The sequence below is a fragment of the Streptomyces sp. STR69 genome (assembly GCF_024519455.1).
Lineage (GTDB): Bacteria > Actinomycetota > Actinomycetes > Streptomycetales > Streptomycetaceae > Streptomyces.
This window is the reverse complement of record NZ_JALJRY010000006.1, coordinates 75842-90101: the sequence shown is the minus strand read 5'-3', so window position 1 is coordinate 90101 and position 14260 is coordinate 75842. Positions and strand designations below refer to the sequence as shown.

At 69.9% G+C, this 14260-nt stretch carries 11 protein-coding genes; 5 read left to right on the top strand and 6 right to left on the bottom strand.

The features are described 5' to 3' along the window. Nucleotides 1-49 precede the first annotated feature (49 nt). The gene (locus OC490_RS12720; RefSeq protein WP_262058006.1) at nucleotides 50-1099 is read right to left on the bottom strand and encodes an esterase-like activity of phytase family protein; all 1050 of its coding nucleotides are present in this window, start codon (nucleotides 1097-1099) and stop codon (nucleotides 50-52) included. A gap of 72 nt (nucleotides 1100-1171) precedes the next feature. Further along, nucleotides 1172-2017, bottom strand: coding sequence for a class A beta-lactamase-related serine hydrolase (locus OC490_RS12715; RefSeq protein WP_262058005.1), 846 nt, complete (start codon nucleotides 2015-2017; stop codon nucleotides 1172-1174). A gap of 145 nt (nucleotides 2018-2162) precedes the next feature. Between OC490_RS12715 and OC490_RS12710 the strand changes: the two genes are divergently transcribed. Both OC490_RS12710 and OC490_RS12705 read left to right on the top strand, forming a co-directional pair. Further along, entirely contained in the window at nucleotides 2163-4478 is a 2316-nt protein-coding gene (locus OC490_RS12710; RefSeq protein WP_262058004.1) for an ArnT family glycosyltransferase, read from the top strand. A 205-nt stretch (nucleotides 4479-4683) separates the two neighbouring features. Further along, nucleotides 4684-5490 carry an endonuclease I family protein gene (locus OC490_RS12705; protein WP_262058003.1) on the top strand — a complete coding sequence of 269 codons (807 nt, stop codon included), beginning with the start codon at nucleotides 4684-4686 and terminating at the stop codon, nucleotides 5488-5490. A 49-nt stretch (nucleotides 5491-5539) separates the two neighbouring features. Here the strand turns inward: OC490_RS12705 and OC490_RS12700 are convergent, their stop codons facing one another. Further along, on the bottom strand, nucleotides 5540-6160 hold the full coding sequence (locus OC490_RS12700; RefSeq protein ID WP_262058002.1) for a TetR/AcrR family transcriptional regulator: 621 nt from the start codon (nucleotides 6158-6160) through the stop codon (nucleotides 5540-5542). A 36-nt stretch (nucleotides 6161-6196) separates the two neighbouring features. Here OC490_RS12700 and OC490_RS12695 point away from each other — a divergent pair, with 36 nt between their 5' ends. Further along, nucleotides 6197-6994, top strand: a complete 798-nt coding sequence (locus tag OC490_RS12695) for an alpha/beta fold hydrolase (RefSeq protein ID WP_262058001.1) — start codon at nucleotides 6197-6199, stop codon at nucleotides 6992-6994. 498 nt (nucleotides 6995-7492) lie between these two features. Further along, nucleotides 7493-8275: a VOC family protein gene (locus tag OC490_RS12690; protein WP_262058254.1), complete on the top strand. Its 783-nt coding sequence runs from the start codon at nucleotides 7493-7495 to the stop codon at nucleotides 8273-8275. 64 nt (nucleotides 8276-8339) lie between these two features. On the opposite strand, the gene OC490_RS12685 is transcribed toward OC490_RS12690, so the two are convergent. From OC490_RS12685 to OC490_RS12675, 3 genes are all read right to left on the bottom strand, one after another. Further along, a complete protein-coding gene (locus tag OC490_RS12685; protein WP_262058000.1) occupies nucleotides 8340-10025 on the bottom strand; it encodes a thiamine pyrophosphate-binding protein in 1686 nt (561 codons plus the stop codon). Next, nucleotides 10022-10990 (bottom strand): agmatinase, encoded by a 969-nt coding sequence (gene speB / locus OC490_RS12680; RefSeq protein WP_262057999.1) that lies wholly within the window; start codon nucleotides 10988-10990, stop codon nucleotides 10022-10024. Before speB ends, OC490_RS12685 begins: the two co-directional genes overlap by 4 nt. A 64-nt stretch (nucleotides 10991-11054) precedes the next feature. Continuing rightward, a complete protein-coding gene (locus OC490_RS12675) occupies nucleotides 11055-12524 on the bottom strand; it encodes a sodium:solute symporter (protein WP_262057998.1) in 1470 nt (489 codons plus the stop codon). A 119-nt stretch (nucleotides 12525-12643) separates the two neighbouring features. Between OC490_RS12675 and OC490_RS12670 the strand changes: the two genes are divergently transcribed. Beyond that, nucleotides 12644-14182 carry a PucR family transcriptional regulator gene (locus OC490_RS12670; protein WP_262057997.1) on the top strand — a complete coding sequence of 513 codons (1539 nt, stop codon included), beginning with the start codon at nucleotides 12644-12646 and terminating at the stop codon, nucleotides 14180-14182. The last annotated feature ends 78 nt before the right edge of the window (nucleotides 14183-14260 follow it).

The window sequence follows — 14260 nt, the reverse complement described above, 5'->3', positions numbered from 1 at the left end:
ATGGAGCGGATTTCATCCCTCCGCAACAAACGGGCGGAGGGCCGGTGGGTCAGACGCGGACCCGGAGGTAGTAGAAGCGGGTCGTCTGTACGGCGTTCTGGTTGTCGTCGCTGACCAGCAGGACCTTCAGGCGGCCCTTGTCGTGGCCGGTGATCACCATGCCCTCGATGTTGTCGAGGAGGGGGTTGGGCTGGGGCTGCTTCGCCGTCGCGCCGAGGGACGGGCAGTCGGCGATGTCCGCGAGGAGGGTCTTCTTGATGAGGCGTACGCCGGGCTGGCCGGTGAGGGTGTCGATCTTGCTGGTGTCCGTCGCGTGACGCGGGTCGGCCAGGTAGAGGCGGACGGTGTTGCCGACGCCGCTGGTGAAGCCGCGCTCCAGGACGAGGAGGCGGCCGTCGGGGAGGGCCTGCACCTCGGGGACGCCGAGGAAGGCCGCGTCGGTCTTGTAGGCGTACTGCGCGGCGAGCTCGAAGTGGTCGCCCTTGGTCCGGGTCCAGGTCTGGAAGCGGACGGCGCCGGAGGTGTCACCGGCGATCGGGTACTCCATCGACGCGAGGAGCGTGTGGCCGCCGGGCAGCAGGGTCAGGCCCTCGAAGGTCTGGTTGGAGACGGCCCGGCCGGCCGGGGCGACCAGGAGGGAGGACGGGACCGGGAGGCGGTCGAGGATCTTGCCGTCGGTTGAGTAGCGGCGGATCGACGGCTCGGTCTCGGAGGTGATGAGGCGGGTGCCGTCCCGGTCGATGACCAGGCCCTCGGAGTCGAGGGCGGCGCCGTTCTCGTCGGCGAGCGGGACGACCCGCTTCGGCTGGAGGGTCTTCGCGTCGAGGTCGAACAGGGAGGAACGGTCCTCCAGCGCGGCGAGCGAGCCGTCCTTGTCCACCGCGAGCGCGGAGAAGTTGCCGACGAAGGTGCCGTCGTACGTCGTCTTGTCGAGCGCGTCGGAGAAGCGGTCGATCGAGACGGACGACGAACAGGCGTTGGCGGTGCGGGAGTTGCTGGTACGGGTGCTGCTGACGGCGCTCGCGGGCCCGGCGGCGGTGAGGCAGGTGGCCGCCGCCAGGCCGGCGGTCGCGGTCGCGAGTACGGTTCTCAGGCGCATGGGCGCCACCGTAGGACGGGTGGATGACGGGCGGGAGACCGCGCAGTAAAGCGATGTCCTTGAGCAGGGGTTTTAGGCGAGGTCCTTGTGAATCGCCTTTGCGACGCCCTGGATCGTGGTGATCCCGTAGCTCATCGTGCTGTTGTCCTGCGTGAGCACGCTCATCATGTAGTCGTGGCCGCCGCCGTTGAAGGTGCCCAGGCTGTGCACGCGCCAGCCGTGCGTGGAGCGTTGCAGCCAGCCGTTCTTGACGTGCACGGTGACGGTCGACGGGGCGCCGTACGGAGTGCCCCAACGCTGGCCGGAGACAACCTGGTTCATCAACTTCAGGATGTACGCACGGGAGTTGTCGCTCAGCACCGAGTTCTTGGCGGTGACCAGCTTGAGCAGCTTCTGCTCGTCGGTGACCGTCTCCTGGGTCAGACCCCAGTAGTTGTTGGCGCCGGGCTTGGTCTGCGTCATACCGGCCGCCGTCAGGAAGCCCTTGATCTTCGTCAGCCCCAGCTGCTTCCACAGGGTGGAGGTCGCGGTGTTGTCCGACTTGGTGATCATGGCCTTGGCGAGGGTCGACTCCCGCGTCGTCAGCGTGCGGTTGTGCTTCTTCGCGTCCCACAGCAGCGTGGCGAGAACGGTCACCTTGACGGTGCTCGCCGAGTCATAGGCGGTCGTCGCCCGCAGTGTGCAGGTGGTGTTGGTCTTGCGGTCGTAGAGGCCGACGGCCACGGTTCCCTTACGGGTCGCGAGGGCGGCGGTGATGTCCTTCTTCAGCTTGTCGGCGAGGCCGGCCTTGGCAGACGTACAGCTGACCGTCGGGGTGGCGGCGGCAGCGGGCGTCGCGGCGGCCAGCACGGGTATGAGCACCCCGGCGCCCGCGCCGGCCGCCAGCACTCTGGCTCGGCGGGATATCCATTGAGTCATGCATGACTTGACTCACAGGAAGGCGTGAAAGGTTGTACGGGTTGGGGAACGGTTGTACGACCCGTTACCCGGGCCTTTGCGAATTCACAGCCGAGCACTAGGTCCGGCACAGCACGCACCCACCCTGCCTTCGCACGATGGCCGGGTGACATCTGCCACCGATCCACACCCCCACACCGAACCCGCGTCCGCCGACTGGCCGCCGCCGGCCCCACCCGAGACGGCCCCGCCCGAGAAGGCGCCCCGCTGGTCGCTGCCCGCGCTGGTCGCGATCATGGTCCTCGCTGCCGTGCTGTACTCCTGGAACCTGACCGGTTCCAGCCTCAACAGCTTCTACAGCAGCGCCGTCTACAGCGGCACGCAGAGCTGGAAGGCCTGGTTCTTCGGCTCGCTGGACGCGGGCAACTTCATCACGGTCGACAAGCCTCCCTTCTCCCTGATGGTGATGGGCCTGTCGTGCCGGATCTTCGGCTTCGGCACCTGGCAGATGATGCTGCCGGAGGTCGCCGCCGCGCTCGGCACGATCTGGATCCTGCACTCCTCCGTGAAGCGGTACTTCGGCCATGTGGCCGCGACCATCGCGGCGCTGGTCCTCGCGCTCACCCCGATCACGGTCGCCATCAACCGCGACAACAACCCCGACACCCTTCTCGTCCTGCTGATGGTGGCGGGCGCGGCCCTCGGCCTGCGCGCCGTACGCACCGAGAAGCTGCTTCCCCTGCTCGGCTCCGCGGTCTGCTTCGGCTTCGCGTTCAACACCAAGCTCCTCCAGGGCTACATCGCGCTGCCCGCCGTCTTCGCCGTGTACCTCTTCGCGTCGAAGCTCGGCTGGAAGAAGAAGCTGGTCCAACTGGCCCTGGCAACCGTCGCGTTGGCCGTCTCCAGCTTCTGGTGGGCCACGGCCGTCTCCCTCGTCCCCGCCGCCGACCGCCCCTACATCGGCGGCTCGACGGACGGCACGGCCTGGGACCTGATCATGGGCTACGACGGCTTCGGCCGCGTCTTCGGCGGCGAGGGCAACGGCGGCGGAGGCGGGGGTGGCGGCGGAGGCGGTACGTTCGCCGGCACCGCGGGCCTCGGCCGGATGTTCAACGACATCCTCGGCGGCCAGATCTCCTGGCTGCTCCCCTTCTCGGCGATCGCCCTGATCGCCGGCCTGGTCCTGGTCGGCCGCGCCCCGCGCACCGACGCGACGCGCGCCGCGCTGGTCATGTGGGGCGGCTGGACGCTGCTCCACTACGTCACCTTCAGCATGGCCCAGGGCACGATGCACCCCTACTACACGACCGCGCTCGCTCCCGGCATCGCGGCCCTGTGCGGTGGCGGCGGCGTGATGCTGTGGCGCGCCTTCCGCAGCGGCGACGCGCGTTGGTCCTGGGTCCTCCCGGCCGGTCTCGCGGTCACGGGCATCTGGGCGATCGTGGTGCTCCGCCGGGCCTCCGGCTGGAACACCTGGCTGTGGCCGACGGTGGGCGTGCTGATGGTCCTCGCGATCGTGGGCCTGTTCGTGTTCCGTTCGGGCAACCGGGCCCGGCTGCTGACCGCGTCGGTCGTGGCGGCGATCGTCGCCGCGCTCGCCGGTCCGACGGCGTACGCCGTGACCCCGGCCGCGTCCAGCGGCTCCGGCGGCGGCATGGGCGGCACCAACCCGACGGCCGGTCCGTCGACCGGCGGCGGCATGGGCGGCGGTCCCGGCGGGGGCGGCAACCGCGGCGGCTTCGGCGGCGGCCAGGGCGGTCCCGGCGGCGGCACCCAGCAGGGTGGCGGCCAGGCGACCGGCGAACTCCCCGGCGGCGGCACGGCTCCCGGCGGGATGACGCCGGGTGGCGGCGGCACGGGTGAGCTGCCGCAGGGCGGCACAGCGCCGAGCGGAGCGCCGACCGGAGCGCCGACCGGCGGTACGGCCGGTGGCCAACAGGGCGGTACGACTGGGGAGTTGCCCGGCGGCGGTACGGCTCCCGGCGGGACCGGCACCGGTACGGCTCCTGGTGGCACCGGCGGTACGCGCGGCGGCTTCGGCGGTGGCGGCGGCATGGGCGGCACCACGTCCAGCGCGCTCGTCTCGTACCTGGAGAAGCACCAGGACGGCGCCAAGTGGCTGCTCGCGGTGTCCAATTCGCAGAGCGCGGGCCAGCTGATCCTCAGCACCCACAAGCCCGTCATCTCCATGTGGGGCTTCACCGGCTCCGACAAGGCGATGACCCTCGCCAAGCTCAAGGAGCTGGTGAAGAAGGGCGAGTTGCACTACATCCAGCTCGGTGGCGGCGGGATGGGCGGCAACAGCACCCTGAACACCGAGATCACCGCGTGGGTGCAGAAGAACGCGACGGCGGTGAAGGAGAGCGCGTACGACAAGAGCGCGACGACGGAGTCGAGTTCGAGCTCTTCGTCCTCCACCTCCACGACGTCGACGACCAACACCTCGACGCTGTACCGGCTGGACCCGTCGGACGTGAAGTGACGCCGACGCAAGTGCCGTAGACGACGGCGAACGGCCCCCGACCCACCGGTCGGGGGCCGTTTTGGTACGTCAACTCGCGTAGACACGAGGCAAATTGTCGCGTCCGGTCACCTGATCGACACGTCTCGTTTATTTACAGGACTGCATGTCCATGCCACGCTCCCGTTTGCCGCCCCATTCAACCCGCGTAGATGGGACACTCTTTATGTTGGTGACTCGCATGCACCGCTGGAAAACGGTGGCGTTGACCACCGCCGCGGTTCTGGTGGGCCTCGCGGCCCCGACCCTGACGGCGACTCCGGCCGCCGCCACGACGACCGCGTACGACTCGACGTACTACAAGAACGCGGTCGGCAAGACGGGTACGACCCTGAAGTCCTCGCTGCACACGATCATCAGCACCAACGTCACGAAGATCTCGTACTCCGCGGTCTGGAACGCCCTCATGGCCACCGACCAGGACCCGAACAACAGCAGCAACGTGATCCTGCTGTACAGCGGTGTCTCCCGCGCCAAGTCCCTCAACGGCGGCGACGTCGGCGACTGGAACCGCGAGCACACCTGGGCCAAGTCCCACGGCGACTTCGGCGAGGTGGTCGGCCCCGGCACGGACCTGCACCACCTGCGTCCGGCCGACGTCCAGGTCAACAGCATCCGCGGCAACCTGGACTTCGACAACGGCGGCAGCGCGGTCACCAACGGCGGCGGCAGCACGGTCGACTCCGACTCCTTCGCGCCGCGCGCGGCGGACCGGGGCGACGTGGCCCGCATGATCCTCTACATGGCCGTGCGCTACGAGGGCGACGACGGCTTCGCCGACCTGGAGCCCAACGAGAAGGTGGGCAACGGCAGCAACCCCTACATGGGCAAGCTCTCCGTCCTCAAGGCCTGGAACGAGGCGGACCCGCCGAGCGCCTTCGAGGAGAACCGCAACAACGTCATCTACAACACGTACCAACACAACCGGAACCCGTTCATCGACCACCCGGAGTGGGTCGAGGCGATCTGGTAGGCGGCAGTACCGGGCCGGGCTCCTCGCGATCTGCGGGGAGCCCGATCGGTCAGGACATTGGTGACGTGAGTTGTCGGCAGATCAGCTGGTGGGCAAGTTGGGCCGTCGCGAGCAGGTCCTCGCGAGCCGTGTCGACGTTGGACCGCACTGACAGTCCGTGCCAGACGGATTGGATGAGCCCGGTCAGGACCGCCGCGTTGGTGCCCGCGGCCAGTTCCCCGTCCTGGATCGCTCGTTCGATGCGCCCGAGGAGGGCCTGCTCGTTCGAGCTGTGCAGTTCGGCGACGTAGGCGCTGGTATCGAGCGTGCTCGTGCTGTCGGTCATCACGGCGCTGCTGATGAGACATCCGGGATGCGTGCCGCTTGGCTGGGTGAACTCGTGGACCGAGTCGGTGAGGATGCGTTCGATGACCGTCTGGATGTCCTTCTGGGCGACAGCCTGCTGGTAGATCTCGCGGTAACGCTCGGCGTAGGTCCGCACCGCTTCCTCGAACAGTCCGGCCTTGCTGCCGAAGGCGGCGTAGAGGCTGGAGGTGGAAAGCCCGAGGGCCGCGGTCAGGGTGCGGGTCGAGGTGCCGGAGTAGCCGCGTCGCCAGAAGAGGCGAGCGGCGTCAAGGACCGCACGGTCGCGGTCGAAGGCTCGTGGTCGTCCACGGTTGCGCTCGGTCACGCTTGCATTGTAGATCGTTCGCTCCATAATTGATTTATGGAGCGAACGATTCAGAAGAAGCTGTCGGTCGGCGGTGACAGCTGGGTCACAGTCGATGTGTACGGCGAGCCGGATGCCCCGAGCCTCGTCGTCGTCCCGGGTGTGATGAGCGATGCGCATACGTGGCGCCGTGTTGCGGGCGCCATCGACGCCTGGCCCTCAGTGGTAGTCGTAAACCGCCGGGGACGTACGTCCTCAGGGCCGTTGACCAACTCGTACTCACTGCGGACAGAGGTTGAGGACCTCGGCGTGGTCCTTGACGAGTTCGACAGCACGAGAGCACTCTTCGGCTGGAGCTACGGCGGCCTGATCACCTTGCTGACCGCCAACGATCGCCCGATTCCCCAGGTGATCGCCTACGAGCCGGTGATGCGGCCATTCGGACGTCATGCACTGCCGGACCTGAAGGTCGCAGCGGAGACGGCGGACTGGGATCGCTGCGTCGAGATCGTCAATCGGCAGATCTCCGGCTTCTCCGCTGCGCATGTCGAGGATCTTCGGGCCGATCAGCACGGTTGGGCGATCTTGCGTCGCTTGAGCGGACCGCTGTACGCCGAACTCGACGCGCTCAACTCGGCGCCGCCTCCGGATGTGATGGCGCGACAGGCAGATCAAGTCGACCTGATCATCGGCCAGTGCAACCGCGGAACAGCCCCCTACGGAACGTCGTTCGACAACGTGCGGCAGCACGTCGCTCACGCCGGAGTCCACGAACTCCCCGGCCAGGGCCACCTGGCCCACATGCAGGCGCCGGCGGAACTTGGCCACCTGCTCAACACCCTCGCCGCCATCTGACGGGCACCTATGCCAACGCACCTCTCTCCATTGAGGGCCGCAGGCGACTCGTCGAGCGATGCGTGTCACGTCGGACACATCAGTCCTCCTCGCCGTCTGCAACCGGAAGGACGCGCATCAAGAGTCCTCCGTACAAGCCCTCCCCTGGTCGACCAACTCGTGGTGTCACCGATGGTCCTGGCCATCTTGCGCGCCGGCCGTGGCCGCCGCGGCGAGCGCCGCCCCCGGGGGCAGCCCGGCAGCGTGGCCGCCTCCTCCAGATCGTGCACCGCCCAGGCCGCCAACAGCCCGAAGCTCACGCTGACTTGGGCCGCCCGGCTACCATCGCCCGCCTCGTGTCCACCCATGGCAGGAAGTCTGTCAGCGCGCGACGCCGGTGCTGGCGAGCGTTCGGCCGTTCGGTGGAAACCGGAGGCCTGTCGGTGCTCGTTCGCGGACGGCGACGATCGGGACGGCATCGTGGCTCCCGTCCCGATCCGCCCCGTCCAGGAGGACTTCATGCTCGGCACCGACTTCATCACCGGATCGCCCAACTGGCTCGACCTCGGCAGCCCCGACACCGACGCCGCCTCCGCGTTCTACGGCGCCGTCCTCGGCTGGCGGTTCGTCTCCGCCGGGCCCGAGACGGGCGGATACGGGTTCTTCCAGGTGGACGGCAGGACCGTCGCGGCCCTCGGACCACTCACCGAGGAAGGCGCGCGCTCCGCCTGGATGATCCACTTCAAGACCGACGACATCGCGGCCACCGTCCAGGCCGTCACGGCCGGCGGCGGAACCGTACGGATGGAGCCCATGGACGTCATGGGTGAGGGCATGCTGGCGCAGGCCACCGACCCGCAGGGCGCGCAGTTCGCGCTCTGGCAGCCCGGCAGGACCGCGGGTCTGGAACTCACCTCGGCCCCGAACACCCTGCTCTGGGCGGAACTGCACGCCCCCGATCCGGAGGCGGACATCGCCTTCTACCAGGGCCTGTTCGGCTGGCGCAGCCAGGACATGCCGGCGCCCGGCATGACGTACCGGGTGCTGAGCACCAGCGCCGGCGACCAGCAGGACGCCTCCTTCGGCGGGGTCGCGCCACTCAATGCGGGCGAGGGTGAACAGCCGCGCTGGGTACCGTACTTCCACTCGACGGATGTCGACGCCACGATCAACTCGGCGCGCTCCAACGGCGGTTCCGTACTGATGCCGGCGGCGGACGTACCTGAGGTCGGCCGGATCGCCTGGCTCGCGGACCCCTTCGGCGCGGCGTTCGCCCTGCTGAAGCCGGATCCGCGGATGTGACGCCGAACGCGGGAGGGGGATCGTGAGGGGGACCGGCAAGGACGGCCGCCCTCGCCCTCCCCCGTCACCCCAAATGCGTAGCCGCGAACATCCGCAGCACAGCCGGGAGTACGACCACGGAGGGCCCCGGTTCCGCCAACGCCTTCGCCAGGTCCGACTCCAGTGCCTCCGGCGAAGTCCGCACGCCGGGCACCCCGAACGACTCCGCCAGCGCCACATAGTCCGGCCGGGTCAGTTCCGTCGCCGTGGCCTCGCCGAAGGCGTCCGTCATGTACTCACGCAGAATCCCGTAGCCGCCGTCGTCGACAATGAGCCAAGTGACGTTCAGGTCATACTGCTTGGCCGTCGCCAGCTCCGCGATCGAGTACAGCGCTCCGCCGTCACCCGACACCGCCAGCACCGGCCGCGTCGGGTCCGCCACAGCCGCGCCCAGTGCCGCCGGGAAGCCGTAGCCGAGGCCGCCCGCGCCCTGGGCGGAGTGGAGCTGGTTGGGGCCCTTCGCGTCGAACGCCGACCAGGCCCAGTAGGCCAGGATCGTCATGTCCCAGAAGGACGGGGAGTCGGCCGGCAGCGCCCTGCGGACCGACTCCAAGACGCCCTGTTCCAGGGTCAGTTCCTGCGAGTCGATGCGCTCCCGCACTCGGCCGAGCAGTTCGGCCACCCGCCCCTCCGCCGTCGCGTCCGCCCGCTCCGTCACCGTCTCCAACAGCGCCTGCACCGCGTGCCACGCGTCCGCGTGGATGCCCAACGCCGGGTGGTTCGACTCCAGTTTGCCGAGGTCCGCCTCGATCTGGACGACCCGGCCGCGCGGGGCGAACGTGTGGTAGTTGGACGACAGTTCACCCAGACCCGAGCCCACCACCAGCAGGACGTCCGCGTCCTCCAGGAAGTCCGTCGTGTGACGGTCCTCAAGCCAGGACTGCAACGACAACGGATGGTTCCAGGGGAACGCACCCTTGCCGCCCGGCGTCGTGACCACCGGCGCCCGGAGCTTCTCCGCCAGCTGCCGCAGCTTCTTCGACGCGTCCGCCCTCACCACTCCCCCGCCCGCGATGATCGCGGGACGGACCGCGCGCGACAGCAAGTCGGCTGCTACGGCGGTCAGTTCGGGGCGTGGGATCAAGTCCTCCGGGGTCGCGTCCACCGCCGTCACCACGGGGAGGCGGGTCTCGGCCAGCAGGACGTCCTGCGGGATCTCCACCCACACCGGGCCGTGCGGGGCCGTGAGCGCCGACTTCCACGCCTCCGCGATCGCGGACGGGATCTGCGACTGGGCGCGGACCGTGTGGACCGACTTCACCACGCCCCTGAACGAGGCCGGCTGGTCCGGGAGTTCGTGCAGATAGCCGTGGCGACCGCCGCCCAGGCCCGCCGTCGGGATCTGGCTGCTGATCGCCAGGACGGGGGCCGAGGCAGCCCGCGCCTCCTGGAGCGCGGCCAGCGATGTCAGCGCGCCGGGGCCCGTGGACAGCAGCAGCGGTGCCGCCTCACCCGTGATGCGGCCGTACGCGTCCGCCGCGAAACCGGCGTTGTTCTCCACCCGCAGGCCGATGTACCGCAGGTCGGAGCGGCGCAGTGCGTCGAACATGCCGAGCGCGTGCTGCCCGGGCAGGCCGAAGACGGTCGTCGCGCCGAGCCCGGCCAGGGTCTCCACGACCACGTCGCCGCCGTTGCGCCCGGGGGGCGGGTTCAGCGCGGCGGTGATCTGCGCGGCCGTGGGGCGGAGTTCCAGGTCGTGGTCGTGGGTCACTTCGAACGAGCCTCGGCAATCTGACGGGACATGATGGTGATCAGGTCGTACGCGGTGTGGGAGGCGGCCACCGACGTGATCTCGGCGTGGTCGTACGCCGGCGCCACCTCGACGACGTCCGCCGACACCAGGTTGCAGGATGCCAGGCCGCGCAGGATCTCCAGAAGTTCGCGGGAGGTCAGGCCGCCCGCCTCGGGCGTGCCGGTGCCGGGCGCGTGGGCCGGGTCGAGGCAGTCGATGTCGATGGAGATGTAGAGGGGGCGGTCACCGATGCGCTGGCGGAGCTGGTCGGCGACCTCGTCGGCGCCGCGCCGGTAGACGTCCGCGGACGTGACGATGCCGAAGCCCATCTTCTCGTCGTCCTTGAGGTCCTGCTTGCCGTACAGCGGACCGCGGATACCGACGTGCGAGAGCGCCTCCGTGTCGAGGATGCCCTCCTCAACTGCCCTGCGGAACGGCGTCCCGTGCGTGTACTCCGCCCCGAAGTACGTGTCCCAGGTGTCGAGATGGGCGTCGAAGTGCAGCAGGGCCACCGGGCCGTGCTTCTTCGCGACCGAGCGCAACAGCGGCAGCGCGATGGTGTGGTCGCCGCCGAGCGTCATCAACCGCGCGCCGGTGCCCAGGAGTTGGTCAGCGGCCTCCTCGATGGTCTCGACGGCCTCGTTGATGTTGAACGGGTTCGCCGCGATGTCACCGGCGTCCGCGACCTGCGCCAGCGCGAACGGGGACGCGTCCTGCGCCGGGTTGTACGGCCGCAGCAGCCGGGACGCCTCGCGGATCGCGTTGCCGCCGAAGCGCGCGCCCGGCCGGTAGGAGACACCGGCGTCGAACGGCACCCCGACCACGGCGACATCCGCGCTGCCGACCTCGTCCAGCCGCGGCAGCCGGGCGTAGGTCGCGGGCCCGGCGTAGCGCGGGGTGCGAGAGGAGTCGACGGGGCCTCGGGGCGTCTCGTTGCTGGTCATGGGGACTGCCTTCTTTCCTACGCTTCGTCGCGTGTGGGGTTGTTTCCAACCTCTGTCATTGAATTTACCGGTGTGCCGCGACCGGCTCGGCCCCGACTTCGGGTGCGCCACGCCCCGCCAGCCGGTCCCGCCAGGCGTCGAGTACGGCCGCGTCGGTCGCCGGCGTGGCGAGCGAGACCGTGACATAGGCGGCCAGCGACAGCAACAGGCCGTAGTAGACAGGCTCGTTGGCGAGGATGCCGTAGGTCGCCATCAGGCCGACGACCGCGAGGCCGCCGACGGCGACGGAGGCGAGCGCGCCCTGCGCGGTGCCGCGCTTCCACAGCAGGCCACCGAGGATCGGGACGAGGAGACCGCCGACGAGGAGGTTGTAGGCGACGGTCAGCGCCTCCACCACGTTGTTCAGCGCGATCGCCGTGACGATCACCGCGACGCCCATGACGAGGATGAAGGCACGGTTGCCCCGCACCTCGTCGTGCCGCTCCTCCTCGCCGTCCCGCCGGACGGCTCCGCGCAGCTTCGACCAGATGTCGTTGTTGGCGACCGTGGCGCAGGCGATCAGCGCGCCGGAGGACGTCGACATCACGGCGGCCAGGGCGGCGGCCAGCACCAACCCCCGTACGCCGACCGGGAGTTCGTCCTTGACGATCGTCGCGAAGGCGTCGTCCGCGCTGCCGAGGTTCGGGTACAGGACCTTCGCCGCCGTGCCGATGACGGCTCCTGCGAGGGCGTAGACGAGACAGTAGGTGCCGGCGACCGTGCCGCCCCACTTGGCGGTCCTGTCGCTGCCGGCCGTGAACACGCGCTGCCAGATGTCCTGGCCGATGAGCATGCCGAACGTGTAGATCAGGACGTACGTGAAGATCGTCTCGCCGCCGATGCCCAGCGGGTCGAAGTACCCGGTGGGCAGCTTCGCCTTCATCTCGCTGAACCCGCCCGCCTTGACGACCGCGATCGGCAGGAGCAGAAGCAGCACGCCGATCGTCTTCACCACGAACTGCACCATGTCCGTCAGCGTGATGGACCACATGCCGCCGAGGGTCGAGTACGCGACGACGATCGAGCCGCCGAGGACGATCGCGACCGTGCGGTTCATGTCGAAGAGGACGTCGAAGATCGTGGCGTAGGCGATGGTCGAGGTGACCGCGAGCATCAGGGTGTAGACCCACATGACCACGCCGGAGATCACTCCCGCACGACCCCCGTACCTGAGATCGAGCATCTCGGAGACGGTGTACACCTTCAGGCGGGCGATGCGGGCGGAGAAGAAGACGGAGAGCGCGAGCAGGCCGAGGCCGATGGTGAAGACCATCCACGCCCCGGACAACCCGTACTGGTAGCCGAGGCCCACCCCGCCGATGGTGGAGGCGCCGCCGAGGACGATGGCGGCCATGGTGCCGGAGTACATGACCGGGCCCAGCCGGCGGCCCGCGACCAGGAAGTCGCTCTTCGACTTGGCGCGGCGCATGCCCCACCAGCCCATGGCCAGCATGCCGGCCAGGTAGACGACGATGACGGTGTAGTCGACGGCCATACGGGGGCCTCCTTCGCGCGGTCGCTGCCTGGTCCGGGTCGACAGTAGGTGGCCGGGAAGCGGCTGCGAAGTGTACGTTTCATCCATTCGAGCACGAGGTGATGGAGGAAACGTCCACCATGCCGGACCTCACGATTCCCCCTACTCCCCCTACACCTCCCGTACCCCTCTCCGCCCTCCTGGCCGTCGAGGACCTCGGGCTGAGGCAGATCGCGGGGCCCACCGACCCCGACATCGTCATCCACTGGGCGCACACGTCGGAGATGCCGGACCCGTATCCGTACCTGCTGGGCGGCGAGCTGCTGCTGACAGCGGGGGTCCACATCCCGGAGGCAGCCGGCTCGGGCACGTACTTCGCCGACTACGTCTCCCGGATCGTCGAGGCGGGCGGCGTGGCCCTCGGCTTCGGCGTGGCGCCCGTCCACGACACCGTGCCGAGGGCCCTGGTCGCGGCCTGCGACCACTACGACCTGCCACTCCTGGAGGTCCCGCCCCCGACCCCCTTCTCCCGTGTGGCCCGCGCGGTCTGGCAGCTGATGGCACAGGCCCGCCTCGCCGAACTCCGCCGCGTCACCGAGGCCCAGCAGAGCCTGGCGGCAGCGGCCTCCCGCCCCGACCCGGTCCCTTCGGTGCTACGGCAACTCGCCCAGCGCGTCAGCGGACGGGCCGTGCTGTACGGGCCCGACGGCACGGAGATCGCGGCGGCGGGGCGGGGGGCGGCGGGGGCGGAGGCCCGGGCGACGCGGGAGGCGTTGGCGGGGCTGGCGCGAGTCGTGCGTCCCACCGAAAGCCCCGCTCCCGCCACGCCCCCTTCCCCCACGTCCTCATCCGCTACGGCCCCTTCCCCCACGTCCGCCACCGACACCGTCCCTGGCGCCCATCTCTCGGCCTACGCCCTGGGTACCGGTCAGGGTTTCGTCCTAGGGGTCGCCGCCCCGCACCGCGACCCCGGCGACCACACCATCGCCTCGGTGGCCGCCGTACTGCTCTCCCTCCTCACCGGCGAACACCAGAGCCGTACGGGAGCGGACCGTTCGTCGGCGCTCGTACGACTGCTGCTGGGCGCCCCGCCACAGGACGTCGCGGCGCTGCTCGGCGGGGACCGGTGGGTCGTCGTGCACGCGGCGCCCGACACCCCTGTTTCCGACCCGGTCGCCGCGTCCGCGCTGGGCGCCGCCCTCGGGTCGGCGCTGATCGACCTGGCGCCGGAGGTAGTACGGGTACTGGTCCCCGCCGATCGCGAACCCGCCCCCCAACCCGGCTGGACCCTCGGTGTCAGTGCACCCGTAGCTCCACGGGACTGGCCGGCCGCGGACACCCAGGCGGCCCGCGCTCTGGCCCGGGCCCGCGCGACCCGCGCCCCGCTGGTCCGGCACGGCGCCGCCGGCCGCCCCGGCCTCGCCGAACTGGTCCCCCACGGGGAAGCCGAGGCGCACGCCCGCACCCTCCTCGCCCCGCTCGCCGCGAACCCCGCGCTCACCGAGACCCTGCGCACCTGGCTCTCCCTGCACGGGAGTTGGGACCGCACGGCGGTCGCGCTGGCCGTGCACCGCAACACCGTGCGGCAGCGGATCGTCCGGTGCGCGGCGCTGCTGGACGCGGACCTGGACGATCCGGACGTACGGATGGAGCTGTGGTTCGGTCTGCGTCACCTGTGAGCGGTCACCCGCGAGTGATCCACATCCCAGCGTCCGGGACGCCGGGCACCGGCACAGCCCGCTGCTCCACAATGGGGC